Origin of the sequence: Ralstonia insidiosa (genome assembly GCF_008801405.1) — a bacterium.
Lineage (GTDB): Bacteria > Pseudomonadota > Gammaproteobacteria > Burkholderiales > Burkholderiaceae > Ralstonia > Ralstonia insidiosa.
This window is the reverse complement of the sequence record NZ_VZPV01000002.1, coordinates 529,734-554,624: the sequence shown is the minus strand read 5'-3', so window position 1 is coordinate 554,624 and position 24,891 is coordinate 529,734. Positions and strand designations below refer to the sequence as shown.

The 24,891-nt window shown below is 64.7% G+C and carries 21 protein-coding genes; 15 read left to right on the top strand and 6 right to left on the bottom strand.

The features are described 5' to 3' along the window. The first annotated feature begins 53 nt into the window (after window positions 1–53). The 6 genes from F7R11_RS19260 (at window position 54) to F7R11_RS19235 (ending at window position 7,220) form a co-directional block, all read left to right on the top strand. On the top strand, window positions 54–707 hold the full coding sequence (locus F7R11_RS19260) for a TetR/AcrR family transcriptional regulator (RefSeq protein WP_064808650.1): 654 nt from the start codon (window positions 54–56) through the stop codon (window positions 705–707). Between the two features lie 97 nt (window positions 708–804). Next, window positions 805–1,785: an AAA family ATPase gene (locus tag F7R11_RS19255; RefSeq protein ID WP_031328795.1), complete on the top strand. Its 981-nt coding sequence runs from the start codon at window positions 805–807 to the stop codon at window positions 1,783–1,785. 12 nt (window positions 1,786–1,797) lie between these two features. Next, window positions 1,798–2,883: a DUF58 domain-containing protein gene (locus tag F7R11_RS19250; protein ID WP_064809117.1), complete on the top strand. Its 1,086-nt coding sequence runs from the start codon at window positions 1,798–1,800 to the stop codon at window positions 2,881–2,883. Then, on the top strand, window positions 2,880–4,928 hold the full coding sequence (locus F7R11_RS19245; RefSeq protein WP_064808653.1) for a transglutaminase TgpA family protein: 2,049 nt from the start codon (window positions 2,880–2,882) through the stop codon (window positions 4,926–4,928). Before F7R11_RS19250 ends, F7R11_RS19245 begins: the two co-directional genes overlap by 4 nt. 15 nt (window positions 4,929–4,943) lie before the next feature. Then, entirely contained in the window at window positions 4,944–5,651 is a 708-nt protein-coding gene (locus tag F7R11_RS19240) for a GNAT family N-acetyltransferase (RefSeq protein ID WP_064808655.1), read from the top strand. Between the two features lie 354 nt (window positions 5,652–6,005). Continuing rightward, the gene (locus tag F7R11_RS19235; protein WP_064808657.1) at window positions 6,006–7,220 is read left to right on the top strand and encodes a collagen-like triple helix repeat-containing protein; all 1,215 of its coding nucleotides are present in this window, start codon (window positions 6,006–6,008) and stop codon (window positions 7,218–7,220) included. 62 nt (window positions 7,221–7,282) lie between these two features. On the opposite strand, the gene F7R11_RS19230 is transcribed toward F7R11_RS19235, so the two are convergent. Next, the gene (locus F7R11_RS19230) at window positions 7,283–8,242 is read right to left on the bottom strand and encodes a GlxA family transcriptional regulator (RefSeq protein ID WP_064808659.1); all 960 of its coding nucleotides are present in this window, start codon (window positions 8,240–8,242) and stop codon (window positions 7,283–7,285) included. Window positions 8,243–8,351: 109 nt separating this feature from the next. Here F7R11_RS19230 and F7R11_RS19225 point away from each other — a divergent pair, with 109 nt between their 5' ends. From F7R11_RS19225 to F7R11_RS19195, 7 genes are all read left to right on the top strand, one after another. Further along, window positions 8,352–8,660 carry a putative quinol monooxygenase gene (locus F7R11_RS19225; RefSeq protein WP_021193089.1) on the top strand — a complete coding sequence of 103 codons (309 nt, stop codon included), beginning with the start codon at window positions 8,352–8,354 and terminating at the stop codon, window positions 8,658–8,660. Between the two features lie 304 nt (window positions 8,661–8,964). After that, window positions 8,965–9,756: a COG4705 family protein gene (locus F7R11_RS19220; protein ID WP_064808661.1), complete on the top strand. Its 792-nt coding sequence runs from the start codon at window positions 8,965–8,967 to the stop codon at window positions 9,754–9,756. 39 nt (window positions 9,757–9,795) lie between these two features. After that, complete coding sequence (locus F7R11_RS19215) at window positions 9,796–10,209, top strand: hypothetical protein (RefSeq protein WP_064808663.1); 414 nt, start codon at window positions 9,796–9,798, stop codon at window positions 10,207–10,209. A 159-nt stretch (window positions 10,210–10,368) separates the two neighbouring features. Next, window positions 10,369–12,183 (top strand): protein-disulfide reductase DsbD, encoded by a 1,815-nt coding sequence (gene dsbD, locus F7R11_RS19210; RefSeq protein WP_082932970.1) that lies wholly within the window; start codon window positions 10,369–10,371, stop codon window positions 12,181–12,183. A gap of 50 nt (window positions 12,184–12,233) precedes the next feature. Then, on the top strand, window positions 12,234–13,007 hold the full coding sequence (gene dsbG, locus F7R11_RS19205; RefSeq protein ID WP_231973320.1) for a thiol:disulfide interchange protein DsbG: 774 nt from the start codon (window positions 12,234–12,236) through the stop codon (window positions 13,005–13,007). A gap of 35 nt (window positions 13,008–13,042) precedes the next feature. Beyond that, complete coding sequence (locus F7R11_RS19200; protein WP_064808668.1) at window positions 13,043–13,708, top strand: response regulator; 666 nt, start codon at window positions 13,043–13,045, stop codon at window positions 13,706–13,708. Next, window positions 13,705–15,036, top strand: a complete 1,332-nt coding sequence (locus F7R11_RS19195) for an ATP-binding protein (protein WP_064808670.1) — start codon at window positions 13,705–13,707, stop codon at window positions 15,034–15,036. Before F7R11_RS19200 ends, F7R11_RS19195 begins: the two co-directional genes overlap by 4 nt. 51 nt (window positions 15,037–15,087) lie before the next feature. On the opposite strand, the gene prpF is transcribed toward F7R11_RS19195, so the two are convergent. The 4 genes from prpF to prpB all read right to left on the bottom strand — a co-directional run bounded on the left by prpF (window position 15,088) and on the right by prpB (window position 21,261). Continuing rightward, window positions 15,088–16,281, bottom strand: coding sequence for a 2-methylaconitate cis-trans isomerase PrpF (prpF, locus tag F7R11_RS19190; protein ID WP_064808672.1), 1,194 nt, complete (start codon window positions 16,279–16,281; stop codon window positions 15,088–15,090). After that, on the bottom strand, window positions 16,278–18,875 hold the full coding sequence (acnD, locus tag F7R11_RS19185; protein ID WP_064808675.1) for a Fe/S-dependent 2-methylisocitrate dehydratase AcnD: 2,598 nt from the start codon (window positions 18,873–18,875) through the stop codon (window positions 16,278–16,280). Before acnD ends, prpF begins: the two co-directional genes overlap by 4 nt. Before the next feature lie 270 nt (window positions 18,876–19,145). Further along, window positions 19,146–20,315 carry a bifunctional 2-methylcitrate synthase/citrate synthase gene (gene prpC / locus F7R11_RS19175; protein ID WP_064808677.1) on the bottom strand — a complete coding sequence of 390 codons (1,170 nt, stop codon included), beginning with the start codon at window positions 20,313–20,315 and terminating at the stop codon, window positions 19,146–19,148. A 37-nt stretch (window positions 20,316–20,352) separates the two neighbouring features. Next, window positions 20,353–21,261, bottom strand: a complete 909-nt coding sequence (prpB, locus tag F7R11_RS19170; RefSeq protein WP_064808679.1) for a methylisocitrate lyase — start codon at window positions 21,259–21,261, stop codon at window positions 20,353–20,355. Between the two features lie 194 nt (window positions 21,262–21,455). Between prpB and prpR the strand changes: the two genes are divergently transcribed. After that, window positions 21,456–23,408: a propionate catabolism operon regulatory protein PrpR gene (gene prpR / locus F7R11_RS19165; RefSeq protein WP_064808681.1), complete on the top strand. Its 1,953-nt coding sequence runs from the start codon at window positions 21,456–21,458 to the stop codon at window positions 23,406–23,408. Window positions 23,409–23,434: 26 nt separating this feature from the next. Here prpR and F7R11_RS19160 read toward each other — a convergent pair whose 3' ends face one another. Next, the gene (locus F7R11_RS19160; RefSeq protein WP_064809119.1) at window positions 23,435–24,004 is read right to left on the bottom strand and encodes a cysteine hydrolase family protein; all 570 of its coding nucleotides are present in this window, start codon (window positions 24,002–24,004) and stop codon (window positions 23,435–23,437) included. Window positions 24,005–24,226: 222 nt separating this feature from the next. Here F7R11_RS19160 and F7R11_RS19155 point away from each other — a divergent pair, with 222 nt between their 5' ends. Then, complete coding sequence (locus tag F7R11_RS19155) at window positions 24,227–24,658, top strand: hypothetical protein (protein WP_031328791.1); 432 nt, start codon at window positions 24,227–24,229, stop codon at window positions 24,656–24,658. Window positions 24,659–24,891 lie beyond the last annotated feature (233 nt).

The following is a 24,891-nucleotide window of genomic DNA, read 5'->3' as shown; positions in this document are numbered from 1 at the left end:
TGTCATCGACACGGCTGGGGTTTGTGACCCGCCGTGTCTGCAGGAGCACCCTCATGGCAGCACGCGGTCCACGCGCCGTTTCTCCTTCCGTCGAGCAACCCAAGCCGACTTCCCGCCGCATCAGCGGTGAGGATGCGCATGCCAGCCTGCTCGAAGCCGCGCGTGAGTTGTTTTACTACGAAGGCGTGCGTGCCGTGGGCGTGGAGGCGGTGGTTGAGAAGGCAGGCGTCAACAAGATGAGCCTGTACCGCCAGTTCAAGTCGAAGGATGACCTCGTCCTCGCTTACCTGGAGCGCAGTGACGAGAACTTCTGGGGCTATTTCAACGCGAGCATGGCCAAGCACCCGGACGATGCGCGTGCGCAACTGCTGCAGTTCTTTATTGATGTTTCCGAGCGTGCCTCGCGCCCGGGTTACCGGGGCTGCCCGTTCGTGAATGTGGCGGCGGAGTTTCCGGACCTGTCGCATGCAGCGCGGCAATTCGTCCAACGCAACAAGGCCCTGTTGCTCGCGTGCCTGCGTGATCGCGCCGAAGCTGCCGGCGCCACTGACCCGGATGCGCTGGCCGATGATCTTGCCTTCCTGATCGAGGGCGCCTATACCGCCAGCCAGACGTTCGGCACCGACGCGCCGCGGCTGATCAAGAGTTTGCCGCGTACGGCACGCGTGCTGCTGGACGCCGGTATTCCCGCAGCCAAGTCGAACTGATGTTGTAGCCGCAGCACGGAGTGGAAACGGGCGCGTACCGGCGCTGCACGATGCCGCTACACTCGCTGGCATTGTTGCTTCGGCCGCACCCGATTCGATGACGCCCAACCAAGTCCCGCTTTCTCCCGTTCGTTCGACGCCGGTTGCTCCGGTACAGCCGCCTGCAATGCTGTCGCTGTCGGCAGCGTTGTCGCAGGCGCAACGCGCACTCGACCGCATCGTGCTCGGCAAGCCGCTGCAGATTCGTTTGGCGCTGGCGTGTCTGCTGTCACGCGGGCACCTGCTGCTGGAGGATCTGCCGGGCGTGGGCAAGACCACGCTTGCACACGCGCTGGCCCGCACGCTCGGGCTGCAATATCAGCGCGTGCAGTTCACCAGCGATCTGTTGCCGACCGACCTGATCGGCGTGTCGATTTACGTAAAAGAAAAGAGCGCGTTCGAATTCCATCCTGGCCCGCTGTTCGCCCAGGTGGTGTTGGCCGACGAAATCAACCGCGCCACGCCCAAAGCGCAGAGTGCACTGCTCGAAGCGATGGCCGAAGGGCAGGTGACACACGATGGCGCCACGTATCCGCTGCCCGAACCGTTCTTCGTGATTGCCACGCAGAACCCGTTGAACCAGATTGGCACGCATCCGCTGCCGGAGTCGCAGTTGGATCGTTTTACGATGCGGCTCTCGCTCGGGTATCCCGATCAAAGCTCAGAACGCGCGCTGTATCTGGGTGGCGGCGCGCCGCAGGACATTCAGCCCGTGCTGACTGCCGCGCAGGTCGTCGCCCTGCAAGCGGCTGCGGATGCCGTGCACGTGGCACCCGCGCTGGTCGACTATGTGCTTGCGCTGGTCAATGCCACGCGCACCGATACACAGGTGCAGATGGGCCTGTCGCCGCGTGCTGGTCTGGCGCTGCTGGCGGCGGCCCGCGCGTGGGCGCTGATCGACGGCCGCGATGTCGTGCTGCCCGAAGATGTGCAGGCCGTGTTCAAGGCCGTGGCGGCGCACCGGCTGCTGCCGACGGGCGGTACGTTGTCGGCCACGGCGCTGGCGCAGCGGCTGCTCGATACGGTCGCCATTCCATAAGTGCACGGCGCCATGGCGCGTTTCACCTCCTGGCTGGCGGCACCGTTCCGCGCGCTGTTTCGCATCCTGGGTGCAGGCTTGGCGGCGTTGCCGGGCGTACGCTTTGCGCGAGCACGCGTGCAGCGTTTCCTGCAACGGCCGCGCAAGCCGCGCGAAGGCCGCATCCGCTTGGACCGTAACCACGTCTACATTCTGCCCACCGCATCGGGTGCCGGCTTTGCGCTGCTGCTGGTGGTCATGCTCGTCACCTCGCTCAACTACAACGTGAGCCTGGGCTTTCTGCTGACGTTCGTGCTGGCTGGTGTGGCAGCGTCGGCCATGTGGCAGACGCACCGCAACCTCGTCGACCTGGAAGTGCGCGGCGCGGCGGGCGAGGCGGTGTTTGCCGGGCATGCGCTCAACGTGAGCGTGGCGTTGGCCAACGTAACACCCTGGGCGCGCGTGGGTTTGGATGTGAGCGCGCGCGAGGCCGCACCGGTTGAAGCCGCGCTTGATGCGCAGGACGCCACGGTGGCGGCATTGGCGTTTGCAGCACAACCGCGCGGCTGGTTCAAACTGCCGCGTCTGACGGTATCGACGCGCTTTCCGCTGGGCCTGTTTCGCGCATGGAGCTATGCCGATGCGCCGCTCACGCTGCTGGTCTATCCCGAACCCGAGCCCTCTGCGCCGCCGCTGCCCGCCAGCTTCGCGCCCGACCCGGGCGAGGAAGACAACCCGCGTGCCGCGCGTACCCAGGTCGAAGAAGCCGCCGACCAATTGCGTGCCTATCGCCCGGGTGATCCGCTGCGCAGCATCGCCTGGAAGCACAGTGCCCGGCTCGACATGTGGATGAGCCGCACCGGCCAACAGGTACGCCATGCGCAGTGCGTGCTCGCGTGGGAGGCACTGCCGCCATCCATGAATGCGGAGCAGCGCCTGTCGCGTCTGTGCGCCTGGGTGCTGGCCGCCGAACACGCACCTGCCGGTGACGAACCCGAATACACGCTGACCTTGCCGGGCATCTCGATTGGCCCGTCGCGCGGGCCTGCGCATCGTGATGCCTGTCTGCGCGCACTGGCGCTGTGGGGCAAGCCGGCAATGCCTGAGGAATCAGCATGAGCACCGCCACCATCGGCACGCAGGCTGCGGCTTTTGGTTCGGCCCGCGCCCTCACACACCGCGAGCACGGTTGGTTGATCGCACAGCTTGCCGTCGTGCTGGTGCCGTTGCTGCGCGCGCTGCCGCTGGTGACGTGTGCCGTGTTTGGCGTACTGCTGCTCTGGCGCACCCTGCTGTGGGTACGCCGCGCGCCGTTGCCAGGTAAATGGGTGCTCGGCCTCACAGGTGTGGCGACCCTGCTTGTGACGCTGGCGCTGTCCTTGCGCACCGGCGGCAACATCGGCCGAGACCTGTCGGTGGCGTTGTTGGGCGCGTTCCTGGTGCTCAAGCTGATGGAATCGCATACGGTGCGCAACGGCATTCTGGCGACGCAGCTGTGCTGTTTCCTGCTGCTCTCGCAAACGCTGTTCGACCAGCCGCCCTGGATGGCCGTTTCCTTGCTGGCAACGGCGGCGCTGCTGCTGCGCAACTGGCTGCTGCTGTTGCATCCGCAGGCGCGCATGCGGGTGTCGGCCGTGCGTGTGTTGGGGCGCTTGGTGGCGATGGGCTTGCCATGCGCGGCCGTACTGTTCCTGCTGTTTCCGCGCCTGGATCATCCGCTGTGGAGCCTGCCGCGCTCCGCTGAAACCGGCACCAGCGGCATCACGGATCGCATGGCGCCTGGCTCCATCGGCCAGTTGATCCTGTCGGATGACCTGGCCTTCCGCGCCGACTTTGCGGGGACGCCGCCACCACTCGATACGCTCTATTGGCGCGGCATGGTGCTGTGGCGTTTTGATGGCCAGGCATGGACGGCAGCGTCGATGCGGCAACGGGCCGTGCCCGGAAGCGTACCCAATTCTGCGAGCGCGGAAGGTGGGGCGATTGCGGGTCTGCCGGGCGTGGTCGACTACAACATCACGCTGGAAACGACGCACCAGCGCTGGCTGTTTGCGCTCGATCGCGGCGTATCGATCGATGCGCGTGACGACATCGGGCGCAGTGTCGATGCGGAGTTCCTCAGCCGGCAGCCGATCGACCAGCGCATGCGTTACCACGCGCGTTCACGCTTGCCTGATCGTAGTCGCGTGGATGATGCACAGCCGCTGGACCCGCTCACGCTGCAGACCGCATTGGCGCTGCCGCCGGGCAACAACCAGACGCGCGCGCTGGCCGTGCAATGGGCAGAGCTGCCGCCGGCCGACCGCGTATCGGCAGCGCTCAAGCTGTTTGGCAGCGCCCCGTTTGCCTACACGCTCGACCCCGAGCCGCTGCAGGGCGAGCAGATTGACGACTTTCTGTTCCGCACGCATCGCGGCTTTTGCGAGCACTACGCGGGCAGCTTCGTCTTCCTGATGCGCGCGGCGGGCGTGCCGGCGCGCGTGGTGGTGGGCTACCTCGGTGGCGAGGTGAACGCCGTGAGCGGCGACATCATCGTGCGCCAGTCCGATGCGCATGCCTGGGCGGAGGTGTGGCTGGCCGGACGTGGCTGGGTGCGTGTGGACCCGACCGCCGCCGTCGCGCCGCAGCGCGTGGAACGTGGCCTGGCTGCTGCCGTGCCCGCCAGCGAATTTCGCTCGCGCCGCGTGGAGGAACCCGCGTGGCTGCGCAGCGTGCGCTGGGGGCTGGATGGCCTCATCAGCGGCTGGAACCGCTGGGTGCTCGGCTATGACCGCAACCGGCAGGCGCAGCTCTTTGCGTGGCTGGGGCTGGAGGCGGCAGACCCGCGTGCGGTGCTGTGGGGGGTGTCGGCCATCTTCCTGTTGGCGGCGTTGCCGCTGCTGTGGCAGCAGCGCAAGCCCAAGCCTGACCCAGTACAAGTGCAATGGCAGCGCGTGTGCAACCAGCTCGCGCGGCACGGCTGCCCGCGCAGCCCGACTGAAGGGCCGATGGCCTACGCCGAGCGTGCCGCCGTGCGGTTTCCGCAATCGGCTGAGGCGTTGCGCCGCGTGGCCGCCGGTTATATCGCGCTGCGCTATGGCCGTGATGATGGCGATACGCAGGCGCGTGCCCAGACGTTGGCGCGTTGGAAAGACTATGTGGCCGCGCTGCGCGTGTCCGCATGACCCAAGGACGACGAAATGGCTGCACCTGACGCGCACGTGCTCGACAACCCCATCTGGTCATCGCTGGCGAGTGGCCACCTGCATTTCCGGCAGGGCGGCCCGCTTGCCTGCCGCTACCGTGCCGACGTTGCACCGTTTGCGGCCATTGTTGCCAGCTCTGACGAGACGGCCGCCGCATGGCAGGCACTGCACCGGTTGCTCGAACCGGGTGAGCAACTGTCACTGTTTGCGCGTTCGGCCATTGATGTGCCGCAGGAGTTTGCCGTCGAGCGGGCGGGCCTCCTGCAGCAGATGATGGTGGTGCGTGACCCTGGCGGGCCCGTTGATACCACGGGCATCGTGCGCTTGGGGCGTGCCGATGCGGCCGACATGTTCGACCTGGCGGAGCGCACCAAGCCTGGCCCGTTCCGCACACGCACGCAGGAGACCGGCCAGTACATCGGCATTCGCGAGGGCGGCCGGCTGATCGCCATGGCCGGCGAGCGCATGCAACTGGATGACTACGTGGAGATCAGCGCTGTCTGCGTGGACGATGCTCACCGCGGCAAAGGTTTTGCCAACCGGCTCATCCGCGTTTTGCAACATGACATCGCCCAGCGCGGGCAGACGCCGTTCCTGCACGTGTTCGACCATAACCGTGTGGCGATTGCGCTATATGAGCGCCTGGGGTTTGCAATCCGGCAGTCGTTTTACCTGACCAAGGTCACCCGCCTGGAGGCGTAATCGGACGTTTTCCAACGCTGTGGCGCGGCGCGGTGATTTTATTTGCACGCGTGTCGGTATATTACTCATATTGAGTAATTTAGAGTCAGCCTTCAGAACATAATCCCGTTTTTTCTCCGTTTCTCGTCAACGTTTGCGCCCTTGCTGCGGCTGGATTCGTGCCGCTTGCCATCAAGGCAGGGCGGCTTCGGTCAGGGTTCTGCACCGTTTGAAAATGTTTGCAATTCAGCCAATATGGCTTCATAGACTGCATTTCAAGCCGATATGCGGTTAATGGGCTGGCCCATTTGAATCATGAATGGGGTTGAGTGGGTTGGTACATTATCAAGCGCATTTTTGAAACGGGAGACTGACATGGCGAAAATGCATCGCGGTACGCTGGTTTCAGCCACGCTGGCCGGGTTGCTGGTACTGGGCGGTTGCGCAAGCTCGGGATCGGGCGACATGAGCGGAACCAGCGGTGGCGGCACTTCCGCCAACAACGGCAGCGGTGGTTCGGGCAACTCGGGCGGCACAGGCGGGTCCACCTCCACAGCCTCGACCACGCCTACAGGCAACGTCGCCAACAAGGGCGGCGGCGTGCTCACGGCCACGGGCGGTGCCATCAGCGGCTTGGGTGCAGTTGTGGGGGGCTCCAATGCGCCGGGTGCGTCTGGATTGGGTAGCGTGGTCGACAACGTCGGCAACACCGTTTCCGCGCTCGGCACCGGCGTGCAGTCCGGCCTGGGCAGCATGGGCACCAATCCGAACCCGGTGGGGACCACGGTGTCCAGCACGGGCAACGTGGTCACCCAGGTCGGCAATACCGTCAATGCCACGGGCGGTCTGCTGACCAGCCTGGGCACGGGCCCGCTTCAGCCGCTCGCGCCGGTGACTACGCCGGTGGGTGGCGCGGTCTCGCAAGTGGGGCAGGCCGTGGCCAATGCGGGCGGCACGCTGGGTACGGTCCTGTCGACCGGGCCAGTGGAGCAGGTCACGCAACAGCTCAGTTCGACCGTGGTGCCGCTCACCTCGCAAGTCACCACCACCACGCAGACACTGGGTAATGCCACAGGCCTGGGTGCCCCCGCGACCAACTTGCTGCAGACCGTGGGCGGTACGGTGGCGAACGTCGGTACGTCGATCACCGGCACAAATGCGCCGGTGGTGTCCAACTTGGGCGGCGTGGTGACCGCCACGGGCGGAACGGTAGCGGCGTTGGGCGGCGCGGTTTCCACGCCGGGCGGCGGCACATCGGGCAGCCCGCTGGCGCCCATTACCAATGCGCTGGGCGGTGCTGCGGGCGGCAGCAATCCGCTGGGTGCGGTGACGGGGGCTCTGGGCGGTGCCACAGGTGGTGGCGCGGGGAGCAACCCGCTGGCCCCGGTGACAAGTGCATTGGGTGGCGCTGCGGCGGGGGGAAGCAACCCGGCAGCCGGTGTGACGGCGCCGGTTGGCTCGTTGCTGACTGGTTTGGGCTCGTCGCTCAGCTCAACCGGTGCGGCCACGCCGCTGGCCCCGGTCACGGGCGCTGTGGGTGGTGCGGTGGGGACGGTGGGTGGTGCGCTGGGGGGCGCGCCGCATCATTGATTCACGCTGTGCCGATGGGCCGTCCATGCCTTGCGCTGGACGGCTTTTTTTATGGACACGGCCTACGTCGCGCGCAGCTCGCGAATGCCCTTGCCAAGCCGCTTGCGCAGCAACGTGCGCAGTGTCACGCCATCGGCATAGCCCACCTGTTCGGCAATCTGGTCGACGCTGTGCTTGCTGGTCTTGAGCAGATGCACCGCACGCTCGATACGCAAATCCTGGATGTAGGCGATGGGCGTTTTGCCGAGGACCTCGTTCAACCGTCGCGATAGGGTGCGTTTGCTGGTGGCCAGCGCACCCGCAGCCGCGTCGAGCGTGATGGCGGTGTCGAGCCGCTCGCGCACCCAGCGGTCGAAACGTTCGACCAGCGGGTCGGCATGCGAGAGGTGGTCGGCAATCACGTAGGCCGATTGCGACGGCCGCGTGTCGAACACAAGGTACCGCGCCACCAGCGCGGCCAGCTCCGGACTGCTCTGGCGGATCACCCACAGCGCCATGTCGATGTGGCTGAGCGCGGCACCAGCCGTGAGCATCGTGCCGCTGGGCACGATGATGCGATGCGCGTCGAGCCGCACCTGCGGGTAGCGCTGACGAAACAGCGGCGTGAGCCACCATGTGGTGGTGGCGTCATGGCCGTCCAGCAGGCCGCTTTCTGCCAACACAAATGTGCCGATGCAGGCAGCCGCCATGCGCGCACCACCAGCCGACCACGTGCGCAGCGCGGGCAGCGCGTCCACCACATCTTCGCGGCCCAGCGCGGGCACCAGCACGTCGGGCATCTTGGCGCTGATGGCCGGCACGATCACCCAGTTGGGGGAGGGCGCATCGCCCACGCTGCACACGGGCACCTGCAGGCCCAGCCCGCTGCGCACCTGCGGCCGCATACCGACCACTGCCACTTCAAACGCCGGCACATCAATGCCGGCCACCCGCGCCAGTTCATTGGCCGTGGCAAAGGCATCGAGCACCGTGGCCAGCCCCGTATCGAACACACCTTCCAGCGTGAGCACGACAATCCGCATGGCAGTATCGATATCAAAGTTGTCAATCGAGACAGTATTTTCCGTCACGACCGCTTTGTAAAGTACGTCTGTCCGAGCAGACCCCCTGCGCGGCATCTGGAGACCCAAGATGATCAAGTACGCATTGTTCGCCCGGCTGACTGCCAAGCCGGGCAAGGAGCAGGCTGTGGCTGACTTTCTGCAGGCCGGCCTGGAGATGGCCAATCAGGAAGCCACCACCCCGATCTGGTTTGCGTTGCGCATTGCGCCCAACGTGTTCGGCATCTTCGATGCCTTTACCAGCGAGCAGAACCGCCAGGCCCACCTGGATGGCCCAATTGCCAAGGCGCTCATGGCCAACGCAGACGCGCTGCTGGCCTCGCCGCCCGAGATCGCACCGATTGAAGTGCTGGGCTTGAAGAACACGCTGGCAGGCTGATCTTGTCTGAGCCTGTCCGAGGGATTGGCCCATGCGTCAGGTCGCGCGCAGCAGCAAGCGGCCTGATGCATCACGCAAGAAAAGTGTCCGCCCGAGGCACTGTTGCGTGCACTGCAAGCTATCCGCCATGCGGGCGACTTTGTGGCGCTGCCGAGCAGCATGGCGCCCGCGGCAGCGGGCCACTGATCACGCCATTCCATCCACTCGCCACATCTCAGTGGCATCTAAGTCTGCGTGCCTAGCCTGTCACCGTCATCACTGTTTCGCGCTCGCGAAGTTGACGGCGCAATTGACGGAGGAAGCAATGCACACACGACCGGCACGCGTAGTGCCTAGCCTATTGAACAAGGTGCCCCAGGTGGCGCTGGGCTTCTGGATCATCAAAATTCTTTCCACCACGGTGGGTGAGACGGGCGCGGATTTTCTGGCCGTCAACGTTGGGCTGGGTACGGCCATCACCGGCGGTGCAATGGCGGGTTTGCTTGCTGTTGCACTCGTGGCGCAGGTGCGCGCGCAGCGCTATGTGCCGTGGTTGTACTGGCTGACGGTGGTGCTGGTGAGCGTTGTCGGCACGCAGATCACCGACCTGCTGACCGACAAGCTGGGCGTGAGCCTGTACGTGAGCACCGCCGTCTTTAGCGTGGTGCTGATCACGTTGTTTGCGATCTGGTATCGCGTGGAACACACGCTGTCGATCCAGTCCATCGATACACGCCGCCGAGAGCTGTTCTATTGGGCGGCCATTCTCTGCACGTTCGCGCTGGGCACGGCCGCTGGTGACCTTGCCACCGAAGCGCTTGGCCTCGGGTTCCAGCTAGGCATCGTGGCGTTTGGCGCGCTCATTGCGTTGGCTGCCGTTGCGTACTTGCTGGGCGCCAACAAGGTGCTGGCGTTCTGGCTGGCCTACATCCTCACGCGCCCGCTGGGTGCGGCGTTGGGGGACTTCCTGTCGCAATCGCAAAGCTATGGTGGATTGGGCCTGGGCGCGATGCTGACCAGTGCCGTCTTCCTCGCCGTCATCGTTGTGCTGGTGGCGTTTGCTCAACGCCACGAAGGTCGTATTGCCCGTGCGGCGCACGCTGTGTCGACTGCCTGATCCGCAAGCCCCTGCTTTTCATCCAACCCTGGAGATGTCATGAAGCTCGTCAAACTGACGCCGCCGCTGGCGGCTGCCGCGCTCGTTTTGTTCATGGCGGGTGCCGGCCATCTGGTGCCCGCCAACTTTGGCCCGGTGAAAACCGTGCAGGCGGCCACGCCCTCCAAGCTGGGCGATCTGGGTCCGTTTCGCGCGATTGCGGTCGACACGGCTGCCATTGTCGACAAGGGCGACCTGGCCGGTGCCAAGACCCGCATCAAGGATCTGGAAGTCTCGTGGGACAGCGCCGAGGCCGGCCTCAAGCCGCGTGCCGCATCGGACTGGCACGTCGTTGACAAGGCCATCGACCGCGCGCTTGAAGCCTTGCGCGCCAGCAAGCCCGATGCTGCCAACTGCAAGCAGACGTTGGCTGACCTGATTCGGACGATGGATCAGGTCAGCGGCAAGCGCTGAGCGTGCTGCACACAATCACCAAAGCCCCGGTCTGACGCTCGCCAGATCGGGGCGCACGCTTCACGATCACGCATCAGTCACGCGTGTCGGTGCCGCTTAATTTTCGGTTAATCGGTTTCACAGACCCTTGCTCCTATTCGGTACGGAGAGGGGTTCATCTTGTTTCGTCGCAATCTCATCACCCTGGTGTTGACGTTCTTCACCATGGGCGCCGCTTGGGCTGCCGGCCCGTTGCCGTGGCAAGCCAAGACGGATTTCCTGGATGCGTCACAGGTTTTCACACTGAGTGCCCCGCAGTTGCAAGGCGATCACGTGGTCGCTGCCGGACATGTTGCGGATGGCTACTACGTGTATCGCAAGTCCTTGCGGCTTGACGATGCGCGCGGCACGGCGGTTGACGTGACGCTGTCGCCCGGAACGCATCACACCGACGAATTCTTCGGGGACGTCGACATCTATACGGGCGATGCCCTCCAGTTGCGCTTGCCGGCCCAGACGCCTGGGCCTGTGGTTCTGCATTGGCAAGGGTGCGCGCAAGCCGGTATCTGCTATCCGCCGCAGACGATGAAGATCGACTTGCCCGCGCGTGTGCCCACCGCGCAGGCGTCGTCGTCATTGGCCGTGGCGGCGGGTGATGGTGCGGCGGCTGGGGCAGTCGCAGAGGATCAGGCCGTGTCACAACGCCTGGCCGCGCTTGGGCCCGTTGCGGGGGCACTGCTGTTCTTCGGCTTCGGGCTGCTGCTGTCGTTCACGCCGTGCACGCTGCCCATGATCCCGATTGTTTCGACGATGGTGGTGGGCAGCCAGGCCAAGCCTCGGCGCGCGTTCATGCTGACGTTGTCGTATGTGCTGGCGATGGCCGCTACCTATGCCGCTGTTGGTGTGGCGGCGGGTCTGGCGGGGGCCAACCTGCAGGCGGCGTTGCAATCGCCGTGGTTGCTGGGTGCGTTTGCAGGGTTGTTTCTGGTGCTGGCGGCTTCATTGTTTGGGGCGTTTGAGCTGCGCTTGCCTGCGGCCTTGATGGACCGTCTCAACGCATCGGGTCAGAGCCAGGCAGGCGGAAGCGTGCTGGGCGCCGCCGTGCTTGGCGTGCTGTCCGCCTTGCTGGTGGGGCCATGCATGACGGCGCCGCTCGCGGGTGCGCTGCTATACATCGGACAGACGGGTAGCGCAGTGATGGGCGGTGTGGCGCTCTTTGCGCTGGGTGTGGGCATGGGCTTGCCACTGCTGGTGATTGCCGTGTTTGGCGCGCGCGTTCTGCCGCGCCCCGGCGCATGGATGGAGCGTGTGCGCGTGGTGTTCGGTTACGTGATGGTGGGCATGGCGATCCTGATGCTCGCTCGCTTTCTGCCCGGCAACGTCAGCCTGATGCTGTGGAGTGCATTCGGCCTGGCCGTGTCGGTGGGGCTGATCGGATGGATTCATGCCATCACGCTGCAGCATCGCTTGAGTTGGCTGTTGGCGTTCTGGGCGGTTTTTGTCGGCGTGTGGTCGGTGATGATGCTGACCGGCGCTGCGGCCGGCAGTGCGTCCCCCACGCAGCCGTTGCAGACGTTGCGCGCCGTGGGTGGCTTTGCCAACACCAACGCCAACGGCAGCGCTGCGGCCGCCAGTCACGCGAGCGTGAAGTCGGTGCAGGACGTAGATGCGCGCATTGCGCAAGCTGCTACGCGCGGCCAATGGACGCTGATCGACTTCTACGCGGACTGGTGCGTGAGCTGCCAGGTGATCGAGAAAAGCGTCTTCAGCGACCCCGCAGTCAATGCGCGGCTGGCCAGGATGCAGGTACTGCGCCCCGACGTCACCCACAACGACGCAACGGATCAGGCGCTGATGAAGCATTGGGGCGTGCTTGGTCCCCCCACCTTGATCCTGATCGGGCCGGATGGTCAGGAAGTGCGTGCGCATCGGATGGTGGGTGAACTGGACGCACGCAACTTCATCAGCCGTCTTGATGCCGCGGGCGCACCGTGATGCCCGTGCCTGAGCGAACAACCCAACGTCTATCCAACCAGGAGTCATTGATGTCTCGAAGCATGCATTGTGTTCCGTTGTTTGCAGGTCTGGCCGCATTGGCTGTTGCTACATCCAGTGTTGCCGCAGGCGAGGATCGCCCAGCGGTGATCCAGTCGCTGGAGAAGCAGGGGGTGACCATTGTCGAGGAGTTTCCGGCAGGTAGTGGTCTGCGCGGCTTTGGCGGTGTTGCAGAGCAAAAGCCGCTAGCCGTGTATGTCACGCCGGATGGCAATGCTGTGATCGGTGTTCGCGTGGCGGCGGATGGGCGGGCGCTTGACGATCAACGCCTGCAGAATCTGGTGGCCAAGCCGATGAGTGCAGGCATCTGGTCGAACCTCGCGGCCTCCACCTGGGTGCAGGACGGCAAAGAGAGTGCACCACGCACCGTGTATGTCTTCACCGATCCGAATTGCCCGTACTGCAACCGTTTCTTTGAGGCAGCCCGCCCGTGGGTGGATTCCGGCAAGGTGCAGTTGCGGCACATCCTCGTGGGGGTGATCAAAGCAGACAGTAGTGCCAAGGCCGCAGCCATTCTCGGGGCAAAAGACAAGACAGCGGCGTTGTTCCAGAACGAACGCAATTTCTCCAAAGGCGGTATCGAGCCAGTGGCCAGCGTGCCCGACAACCTGAAGCGCACGATCGATACCAACACAGCCCTGATGGGGGCGCTGGGTTTTCGCGGAACGCCCGGCATCGTCTACGAGGATGAGCAGGGGCTGATCCAGAAGATAAACGGCATGCCACTGCAGGCGGCACTTGCCAAGGTGTTGGGGCCACGCTGACACTAGGGCCCCTCGTCCACTCAAGGTGTGAATCCATGCGCGTGTTACTGGTGGAAGATGATCCATTGATCGCAAGCGGCGTCATCGCTGGCTTGCGCGCGCATGGCATTGCAGTTGAACATGTGGAGGATGCACAGTCGGCCGAGATGGCGCATGCCGAGAACACCTTCGACGCGCTTGTGCTGGACCTCGGCCTGCCGGACCGGGACGGCATGGACTTGCTGGCCGTGATCCGGGCGGTGGAGCCCTCGCTGCCGGTCTTGATACTCACCGCGCGCGATGCGATTGAGCACCGGTTGACCGGTTTCAATGGCGGTGCCGATGACTACATGGTCAAACCTTTCGACCTGCGCGAACTGGCGGCGCGCCTGTACGCTTTGGTCAGGCGCACACAGGGCCGCACGACCCAGGTGATCCAGGCGGGCCCCTTGCGCCTGGAGCCCGACAGCGGTCTGGCATGCCTCAATGACCAGCCCGTCGAACTTACCCGCCGTGAGATCGACCTGTTGACGCACTTGGCCAACACCGGCGGCAGGTGGCTCACGCCCGAGATGCTGCACGAACGCCTGTACGGGCTGACCGAGTCCACCAGTAGCAACGCCCTGAACGTGCACATCCATAACTTGCGCCGCAAGCTGGGCGGGGACGTGATCGAGACCTCGCGCGGCCTGGGCTATCGACTGGGCTGGAGGTTGTCGTGAGCCTGCGTTGGCGTGCCGTATTGATTGCCGGGATTGCGCTGATCGTGCCGTGGGCGTTGGCGGCGGCATGGATGATGCACGGCGTTCGGACCAACCTCGATCATGCGCTGGACGAACGGCTGGCCATGTCTGCGCATATGGTCTCAGGGCTGCTTGCGCGAGCGGCGCTGTCGCCCAACGTGCCGCAGCCGGACTGGGCGGACGTGATTCGCGTCAGCGGGCAGAACGGCATTGCCTGCGAGATCCGCACAGAGCAGGGGGCGGTGCTCGCCCAGACCGATACCAGCCCAGGCGCGATGGGCCACGCGTTGCCAGTGGGCTACAGCACGCGCGATGTCGATGGCAAGCTGTGGCGCATCTACCTTCTGCAAAACAAGCGCGGTTACCAGATCATCACGGCCGACCGTATCGACAAGCGAGATGTCTTGACCACGCAAATGCTGCGCGCGGCCAGCATCCCTTTTCTGATTGCAGTGATTGGCGGCTTGGTGGCGCTGTGGATCGGCATTGACCGGGGGCTCTCCCCCTTGAAGGCCCTGCGCCAGACCTTGCGCGACAAACGCACGGATGACACCAGCCCCATTGATGCCGGGAATGCCCCTGCTGAACTGCAACCCGTGATTGGCGCGCTGAATGGGTTGCTGGGCCGCCTGGCCCAGGCACTGGCGCACCAACGTGCCTTTACCGATGCCGCCGCGCATGAATTGCGCACGCCCCTGACTGCTATCGACACGCATTTGCAGGTGGCCCGGCTGGTTGACGGGGACGAAGCCCAAGTCTCGCTGAGGCAGGCAGAGGCGGGCGTCCGGCGCTTGCGGCATACGCTCGATCAGATGATGACGCTGGCGCGTACCGAAGGTGCGATGCAGAACGTGGACCCGTGCGCATCCATCACCACGGTGGTCAGTGACATGCTCGCGCGCATGGATGCACCTTCGCGCGCCCGCATTGTGCTGACCACCGACGGCCCGGATGCCGGTACCCCGATTCCAAAGCACATGCTCGATACCAGCATCCGCAATCTGGTAGACAACGCGTTGCGGTACTCCCCCGCAGATCAGCCGATCGCGCTCAATGTGGTGTTTGACCGTGGGACCAAGCGTTGCCGGATCGAAGTGGCCGATTGCGGGCCGGGGTTGAACGACAAGCAGGCCGAGCAGATCGGGCAGCGCTTCTGGCGAGGCGACCAGGGGCGGCGCCAGGGGGAAGGCGCCGGCCTGGGCATCTCGATCGTGCGGGCGATCATGGGGCGCTTTGGCGGCGCGCTGGAATTGACGCCCCGCGAAAGCGGGGGCCTGGTCGCAGCGCTACAGATTCCCTTCACCTGAGCGCAAGGGCGGCATGCTTGCCGCCTCTTGCTCAACAGTGTCGGCGCCGGTTCAACCCGGCACGCGCACCCAGCCTTCCATCAGCACGCGCGCGCTGCGACTCATGATGGCCTTGGTGACGGTCCATTCACCGTCGACGAGCTTCGCTTCCGCGCCCACGCGCAGCGTGCCGGACGGATGCCCGAAGCGCACTGCGCCACGTTCGCCACCGCCGGCCGCCAGGTTGACCAGCGTGCCCGGAATGGCCGCTGCCGTGCCGATGGCCACGGCAGCCGTGCCCATCATCGCGTGGTGCAGCTTGCCCATCGACATGGCACGCACCAGCAGGTCCACATCGCCCGCACCGACTTTCTTGCCGCTGGAGGCGACGTAGTCCTTCGGCGGCGCAACGAATGCCACCTTGGGCGTGTGCTGCCGCGTGGCGGCTTCATCGATGTTCTTGATGAGCCCCATGCGCACCGCGCCGTGCGCGCGGATGGTTTCGAACATCGCCAGCGCCTTTGCATCGCCGTTGATGGCGTCCTGCAGCTCGGTGCCGGTGTAACCGATGGACTCGGCGTTCACGAAGATTGTCGGGATGCCGGCATTGATCATCGTCGCCTTGAACGTGCCCACGCCGGGCACCTCCAGGTCATCGACGAGGTTGCCGGTGGGGAACATCGCGCCGCCGCCGTCGCCGTCTTCTTCCGCTGCCGGGTCGAGGAATTCGAGCTGGACTTCCGCCGCCGGGAAGGTCACGCCGTCCAGTTCAAAGTCGCCCGTCTCCTGCACCGCGCCGTTGGTGATGGGCACGTGCGCAATGATGGTCTTGCCGATGTTGGCTTGCCAGATGCGCACGATGGCGGTGCCGTTCTGCCCGTTAGGCGGAAGACGGCTCGCATCTACCAAGCCGTTGCTGATGGCGAACGGGCCGACAGCGGCCGAAAGGTTGCCGCAGTTGCCCGACCAATCCACAAACGGCTTGTCGATGGAGACCTGGCCGAACAGGTAATCGACGTCATGGTCCGGGCGCGTGCTCTTGGCCAGGATCACCGTCTTGCTGGTGCTGGACGTGGCGCCGCCCATGCCGTCGATCTGCTTGCCGTATGGGTCGGGGCTGCCGATCACGCGCATGAGCAGCGCATCGCGGGCAGCGCCCGGCTGTTGCGCGGCTTGCGGCAGATCCTGCAGGCGGAAGAACACGCCCTTGCTGGTACCGCCACGGATGTACGTGGCGGGGACTTTGATCTGTGCGGGATGGCTCATGCCGCCTCCTTGTTCGATTCCAGGAAGTCCTGCGCAAAGCGTTGCAGCACGCCGCCCGCTTCGTAGATCGAGACTTCCTCATCGCTGTCCAGGCGGCACGTGACGGGCACTTCCACACGTTCGCCGTTCTTGCGATGGATCACCAGCGTCAGGTCTGCACGCGGCTTGCGCGCGCCGATCACGTCATAGGTTTCGGTGCCGTCAATGCCCAGCGTCAGGCGCGTGGTGCCCGGCTTGAACTCCAGCGGCAGCACGCCCATGCCGATCAGGTTGGTGCGGTGGATGCGCTCGAAGCCTTCGGCCACGATGACTTCCACACCGGCCAGGCGCACGCCCTTGGCAGCCCAGTCGCGCGAGCTGCCTTGGCCGTAGTCGGCGCCGGCAATCACGATCAACGGCTGCTTGCGGTCCATGTAGGTCTCAATCGCTTCCCACATGCGCGTGACCTTGCCTTCGGGCTCGATGCGCGCCAGCGAACCCTTCTTCACCACGCCGTCCACCACGGCCATCTCGTTGATGAGCGTGGGGTTGGCGAACGTCGCGCGCTGCGCGGTCAGGTGGTCGCCGCGGTGCGTGGCGTACGAGTTGAAGTCCTCTTCCGGCAGGCCCATCTTGGCAAGGTATTCGCCGGCGGCGCTGCTGGCCAGGATGGCGTTGGACGGCGAGAGGTGATCGGTCGTGATGTTGTCGCCCAGCACGGCCAGCGGACGCAGGCCCTGGAGCGTGCGTTCGCCAGCCAGCGCACCTTCCCAATACGGCGGGCGGCGGATGTAGGTGCTCTGCGGGCGCCAGTCGTACAGCGGGCTCACGTTGGCCACAGACGCGCTGCGCTGCTCGAACATCGGGATGTAGACCTTGCGGAACTGCTCCGGCTTGACCGAGGCGCGCACGATGGCGTCGATCTCTTCGTCGGTCGGCCACAGGTCCTTGAGCAGAATCGGGCGGCCGTTGGCATCGGTGCCGAAGCTGTCGCGCTCGATGTCGAAGCGCACGGTGCCGGCAATCGCATAGGCCACCACCAGCGGCGGCGAGGCGAGGAACGCCTGCTTGGCATACGGGTGGATGCGGCCGTCAAAGTTGCGGTTGCCCGACAGCACGGCGGTGGCGTACAGGTCGCGGTCGATGATCTCCTGCTGGATCTTCGGGTCCAGCGCGCCGCTCATGCCGTTGCACGTGGTGCAGGCAAACGCGACGATGCCGAAGCCGAGCTTTTCCAGTTCGGCTTTCAGGCCGGCCTCTTCCAGATACAACTCCACTGCCTTGGACCCCGGTGCCAGCGAGCTCTTCACCCACGGCTTGCGCGTCAGCCCCAGGCGGTTGGCATTGCGCGCCAGCAGCGCGGCGGCAATCACGTTGCGCGGGTTGCTGGTGTTGGTACAGCTCGTGATGGCGGCGATGATGACCGCGCCATCCGGCATCTGGCCCGGGGTCTCTTCCCACTTGCCGGCGATGCCCTTGGCGGCCAAGTCCGTCGTGGCCACGCGTGCGTGCGGGTTCGACGGGCCGGCCATGTTGCGCACCACGCTCGACAGGTCAAAGCGCAGCACGCGTTCGTATTCGGCGTGCTTGAGCGTGTCGGACCATAGGCCTGCGGCCTTGGCGTACGTCTCCACCAGCTTGACCTGCTCATCGCTGCGGCCGGTCAGGCGCAGGTAGTCGAGCGTGTTGTCGTCGATCGAGAACATCGCGGCGGTGGCGCCGTACTCGGGGGCCATGTTGGAGATGGTGGCGCGGTCGCCCAGCGTGAGCTTCGATGCGCCTTCGCCGTAGAACTCCAGGTACGCGCCTACCACCTTCTGCTTGCGCAGGAATTCGGTCAGGGCCAGCACGATGTCGGTGGCGGTGATGCCAGGCTGGCGTTGGCCCGTCAGCTCCACGCCGACGATGTCCGGCAGGCGCATCCACGACGCGCGGCCGAGCATCACGTTCTCGGCTTCCAGGCCGCCCACGCCGATGGCGATCACGCCCAGCGCATCGACGTGCGGTGTGTGGCTGTCAGTGCCGACGCAGGTGTCGGGGTAGGCCACGCCGTCGTGTGCCTGGATGACCGGCGACATCTTCTCCAGATTGATCTGGTGCATGATGCCGTTGCCTGCCGGGATCACGTCGACGTTCTTGAACGCGAGCTTGGTCCAGTCGATGAAGTGGAAGCGGTCTTCGTTGCGGCGGTCTTCAATGGCGCGGTTTTTGGCGAAGGCGTCGGGGTCGAAGCCGCCGCATTCCACGGCTAGGGAGTGGTCGACGATCAGTTGGACCGGCACGACGGGGTTGACCTTGGCGGGGTCGCCGCCTTGGTCTGCGATGGCGTCACGCAGGCCGGCGAGGTCCACCAGTGCGGTTTGGCCGAGGATGTCGTGGCAGACCACGCGGGCGGGGAACCAGGGGAAATCGAGATCGCGCTTGCGTTCGATCAGTTGCTTGAGGGAATCGATGAGCGTGGCCGGGTCGCAGCGGCGTACCAGATTCTCGGCTAGGACGCGGGAGGTGTACGGCAGCTTGTCGTAGGCGCCTGGTTGAATGGCTTCTACAGCTTCTCTAGCGTCGAAGTAGTCGAGCGTTGTGCCGGGGAGGGGCTTTCTGTGGGTGGTGTTCATGGTGTCTGGTACATCCCTTGTTTCATCCCCTGCCGGGGCTGACTCACTTTCTTTGTCTTGCCAAAGAAAGTAAGCAAAGAAAGGCGCGCCCGAGATGGCGAAAGCCTCCTTGAATTTCTGTAACCGGGCGGAGAAGGAGGCAAACTCGCTTCGCTCAAACAAGCCTCCTTCTTTTTTCCGCCCGCTTACAGAAATTCAAGGCGCCATCTAGGGCAGGAACGTCAACGGCCAAACCGTCTGTGGGCTGGGGCTGACGTTCCTTCTGACTTATTACGGACGCTTTGCGATCGGCACGAACTTCAGATCGTCCGGGCCGGTGTAGTTGGCGCTCGGGCGGATGATCTTGTTGTCGATGCGTTGCTCGATGATGTGTGCGGCCCAGCCGGACGTACGTGCAATCACGAACAGCGGGGTGAACATCGCGGTCGGCACGCCCATCATGTGGTACGACACGGCGCTGAACCAGTCGAGGTTCGGGAACATTTTCTTGATGTCCCACATCACCGTTTCCAGGCGTTCGGCAATGTCGAACATCTTGGTGTTGGACGCTTCCTTCGACAGCTTGCGCGCGACTTCCTTGATGACCTTGTTGCGCGGGTCGGATACGGTGTACACGGGGTGGCCGAAGCCGATCACGACTTCCTTGGCTTCAACGCGGCGGCGGATGTCGGCCTCGGCTTCGTCCGGGGTGTCGTAGCGCTTCTGGATTTCGAACGCGACTTCGTTGGCGCCGCCGTGCTTGGGGCCACGCAGCGCGCCGATGGCGCCGGTGATGGCCGAGTAGATGTCGGAGCCCGTGCCGGCAATCACGCGGCCAGTGAACGTCGATGCGTTGAACTCGTGCTCGGCATACAGGTTGAGCGATACGTGCATCGCGTCGACCCACGACTTGGACGGCTCCACACCGTGCAGCAGGTGCAGGAAGTGGCCGCCGATGGAGTCGTCGTCCGTTTCGACTTCGATGCGCTTGCCGTTGTGGCTGTAGTGGTACCAGTACAGCAGCATCGAGCCGAGGCTCGCCATCAGGCGGTCAGCGATGTCGCGCGCGCCGGGGGTGTTGTGGTCGTCCTTCTCGGGCAGCACGGTGCCGAGCACGGACACGCCGGTGCGCATCACGTCCATCGGGTGGGCGGAGGCGGGCACCCATTCCAGTGCGGCCTTCACGTTGGCGGGCAGGCCGCGCAGGGCTTTCAGCTTGGCCTTGTAGGCGGCCAGTTCGGCCTTGTTGGGCAGCTTGCCGTGCACCAACAGGTGGGCGACTTCTTCAAACTCGCACGCGCCGGCCAGGTCGAGGATGTCGTAGCCGCGGTAGTGCAGGTCGTTGCCGGTGCGGCCGACGGTACACAGTGCGGTATTGCCGGCTGTCACGCCCGACAGGGCCACGGATTTCTTAGGCTTGAAAGCGCCGGCGTTCGGGGTGCTGTTATCGGCTTCGCTCATGGTGATGGTCTCCTTGGATGCGTGGAATGTGTAGGCGTTATTTCTGTGCAGCAAACAGTGCGTCGAGCTTGTCTTCGTACGCGTGGTAGCCGAGGTATTTGTACAGATCGTCGCGCGATTGCATGGTCTCCACGGCGGCCTTTTGGGTGCCGTCACGCATCACGGTTTGATAGAAGTTGAGCGCAGCCGCGTTCATCGCGCGGTACGCGCCGCAGCAGTACAGGGCGATGTCCACGTTGGCGCTGGCAAGCTCTTGCGTGGTGAAGAATGGCGTGCTGCCGAACTCGGTCAGGTTGGCCAGGATGGGCACCTTTACGGCGGCCTTGAAGCGGCGGTAGTCGTCCAGCGTCTTCATGGCTTCGGGGAAGATCATGTCCGCACCCGCTTCCACGTAGGCCACGGCGCGCTCGATGGCGGCGTCCACGCCTTCCGAGGCAGCCGCATCGGTGCGGGCCATGATGACGAAGTCGTCATCGGTGCGGGCATCCACAGCGGCCTTCACGCGGTCGACCATTTCTTCGATGGGCACCACTTCCTTGCCCGGGCGATGGCCGCAGCGCTTCTGGCCGACCTGGTCTTCCATGTGCACGGCGGCCACGCCTGCCTTGATGAACGAGCGGACGGTGCGTGCGATGTTGAAGGCACCGCCCCAGCCGGTGTCGATGTCGACCATCAACGGCACCTGCACGGCATCGGTAATGCGACGGGCATCGATCAGCACATCTTCCATCGTGCTGATGCCCAGATCCGGAATACCGAGCGAGTTGGCTGCCACACCGCCGCCCGACAGATACACGGCCTTGAAGCCGGTTTGCTCCGCCATCTTGGCGGCGTAGGCGGTAATGGCGCCCACCACTTGCAGCGGCTGGCGCAGTGACTGTGATTCGGCAACGGCAGCGCGGAATTTGGCGCCGGCGCTGGTGGGGTGTCGTTGGGTTGTGCTCATGTGGGCTCCAAAAAGGTTGGCCCCATACAGCAGGAAGCGGGCCACCTTCACCACCCAACGTAACCCGTTGATTTGTATGGAAGTGACGTTGCCGCCCTCGCGCACATCATTTCAAAAATGAAATTTTAGATTTCAATGTGGAAATGCGCGGCGCATAATGACCGGACCGCCGTTTCTGCATCCCGCACCGCACCATGAGCCCCGCCCCCGCTGATCAAGCCGACCGCCCGCGCATCTGGGCCTGCGGCATCAGCCGCTTGAGCGACCTGTTCCTCGACATTGCTGCCGAGTACAACGACCGCGCCGAGCTGCGCGTCGTCACGCGCGGTTTTGAAGACATCGTGCGCGAGATCGACGCAGCCGGTGCTGACCGCCCCGACGTAGTGGTCGCGGGCGGGTCCAATGGTGCGTATCTGAAACCGCGTCTGTCGCTGCCCGTGGTCGTCATCAACCCGAGCGGCTTTGACGTGATGCACGCGTTGGCCCGTGCGCGGCGTGATGCAGAGTCGGTAGCGCTCGTCACTCACGGCGACACGCCGGATGAAGTGCGCCGCTTCGTTGCTGCCTATGGCATGAACGTGGTGTTTGCCTCGTACACCTCGCGCCAGGGTGCAGAGAGCTGCGTGCTGGATTTGCGCGACCGCGGGGTGGGCGTAGTGGTCGGCCCCGGCTTGGTGACGGACCTAGCCACGGAGGCAGGCATGAACGCGGTGTTTCTGTATTCGCGTGATTCCGTGAGGGCCGCTTTCGACACCGCGTTGGAAGTCGTGCAGGCTACCCGTCGAGAATCGGCGCGCCGCCAGCGGCTCGACAACCTGCTGCAGCACTTGCGCGACGGTGTGGTCGCGCTGGACGCACAAGGCCGCGTGGAGGCCATCAACCAGCGGCTTGCCACCGCGCTGGACATCGACGCCAAGCAGGCTGTCGGCCAGCCGCTGCTCAACATCGCCCCCAACCTGTTGGGCCTGCTGCCCGATACCGAGGGGGATACGCTGGGCACTGTGCACGGCGTGAACTACGTCATCCATCGCGGCCCGCTTGCAAGCACGGGCGCGGGCGCCTCGGAAGGCACCGTGTTCACCTTCCAGGAATCCCGCGCGGTGGAGCGGCTGGACCGCACGCTGCGCTCACGCCAGCGCCCGCAACAGTTCAGCGCGCGTTACCGGCTGGATGATCTGGTGGGAGAATCCGCGCCCATCGAGCGTGTGCGTACGCTGGTGCGCCGCTATGCAAAGTCGGACGCCACCGTGCTCGTGCTGGGCGAATCCGGCACCGGCAAGGAGATGGTCGCGCAGGGCATGCATCAGCTCAGCGCACGGCGCGACTTTCCGTTTGTCGCCATCAACTGCGGTGCGTTTCCTGAGGCGCTGCTGGAGAGCGAACTGTTCGGCTACGAAGAGGGCGCCTTCACCGGCGCACGCAAGGGCGGCAAGACCGGGCTGATTGAAGCTGCGCACCGCGGCACGCTGTTCCTCGACGAGATTGGCGAGATGCCGCTGCCGCTGCAAAGCCGTCTGTTGCGCGTGCTGCAGGAGCGCGAAGTGGTGCGGTTGGGCTCCACGGAACCCACGCGCGTGGACATTCGCGTGGTAGCCGCCACGCATCGCGCGCTGACGGATGCGGTGGAGGCCGGCACCTTCCGCGCCGATCTCTATTACCGCCTCAACATCCTCAGCATCGCGCTGCCGCCGCTGCGCGAACGCCCAGAAGACGTGATGACGTTGGCCGCCGAGTTGCTCGTGCAGGCCGCACGCCGCGAGCCGCGCCTGCTGTTGCGTATTCCCGATACCGAAGTTGCCGCGCAAGTCCTGGCCGACGTTGCCGAGCCACTACGGCACTACCCTTGGGCCGGCAATGTGCGTGAGCTGCAGAGCGTGGTTGAGCGCATTGCAGTGGAGCTGGCCCACGCAGACGACGCCGACGCGGGCACCATCACGCAAGACGTGCTGCGCCTGATTGCGCCGGAAGTGTTTGCCCATGGTGCACGCAGCAAGACGCCCGCGCTGACGTTGCGCGAGCGTAGCCGGGGAGTGGAAGCAGAAGAGATACGCGCAGCGCTGGCGGCACATGACGGAGACCGCGACGCCGTGTGCGCGGCGTTGGGCATCAGCAAGACGACGTTGTGGCGGCGGTTGCAGGCGGGGTAACGGAGTCCCCCGTCAGGATTGTTGCGCTATTCCAGCAACCGCAACGCGTCCACCAGCGACAGCACCGTGGTGCGCGACTCGAAAGCCGTAGCAAACAGGTGATCGTGCACGACCTGATCCGGGTCGTAGCAGCAATCCTTGACCGTGAATAACCGGAAGTCCGCATCGCTCGCGTGCGCAATTGACGACAGCATCACGCCCGTTGATGCAACGCCCACCATGATCAAGGTATTGATGCCCTGCGCGGACAGCCGAACCTGCAGGTCGGTGCCATAGAACACGCTGGCGCGGTGTGCGATGACGAGCGGTTCATCGTCCTGCTGGCCAAGCTCCGGCGAGATCCGGTCGTGAACGAACAGTCTAAGCTGCTTGACCCCTTGCCCGTTCTTGTTCAACAGACTGACTTCCGGATAGCCGGGGCTGAAGTGGAACTTGGCGAAATAGATGCGGATGCCCTTGGCCCGTGCCGCGTCGCACAGCGTGCGCGTGTTGGAGAGCAGCGTGGGCGCGACCGACGGAAACAACCCCATGATGTCGGTCTGGTAATGCATGACCAACAGCGCGGTTTGCGACGGAACAATGGTCGGAGTCGGCATGGCCATGTTGGGTGGTGGGCGGTGGTGGCCGACTCTATCACGGCCCCCTGGCGCCGAATTTCAGGCAACCACGCGTGGCGGTTTTGCGTCAATTTGGCTGACGCCCGTCACCTGAGCGCGACGTGGGGTCCTATGGTACGGTTGAGAAGTCTTGCCCGTGCACACGCATTAACGGTGGGTGCATGGGCCACATGAATGTGCTGTTGAGGAGAGTGACGCACCGTGAGTGATGCGAAACAGGACGCACGGCGCACGCTTCAAACGGACAAAGCCGCCGTCAGCCGGGCTTTACGCCTGAGCGTGCCGCCAGAGGCCAGACCCGCGCCGGTGAGCCGGAAAGACTGGCTGAAGCAAAGGAAAGCGCAATTGCAGGCCGCTCGGGTAGCGGCCAAGCAACGGCGCGCACAGCTCAAGGCCGAGATCCTGTCGGCCGCGCAGGATGTTGCCCGAGAAGAGCGCGTTGCCGCCAAGCTGGAAGCCGATCGCCTGAAGGCAGAAGCCAAGACGGCAAGCATTCATGCCAAGGAAGACGCCCGCGCCGCTGCCAAGTTCGAGCGCAGCAAGCCCGCCCGTTCCACGTCAAAACGCAAGACGCTGAGCGCCGGAAAACGGAAACTGGTTTCGTATGCCGATCTGCTGCGCATGCGCGGGTGATTTGCGGATCGTCAGCAAAGACGATCCGCCCAGCGTTGCAGGTTACGGGTTCCGACGTTACATTGACGCCCAGTCGAAAAAGGCAGACTTGGTGTGGTCCAGCCCAAGTCCTTCCCTGAGCAAGATCCAGCGGAAGCTCTGTCCATGCCTCGTGCATGAGTCCCACGACGAACATCGACGCCGCTCAGGCGTTGTTTTCTGTTCGTCCGTGCGGTTCTCAAGACATCGAGCTG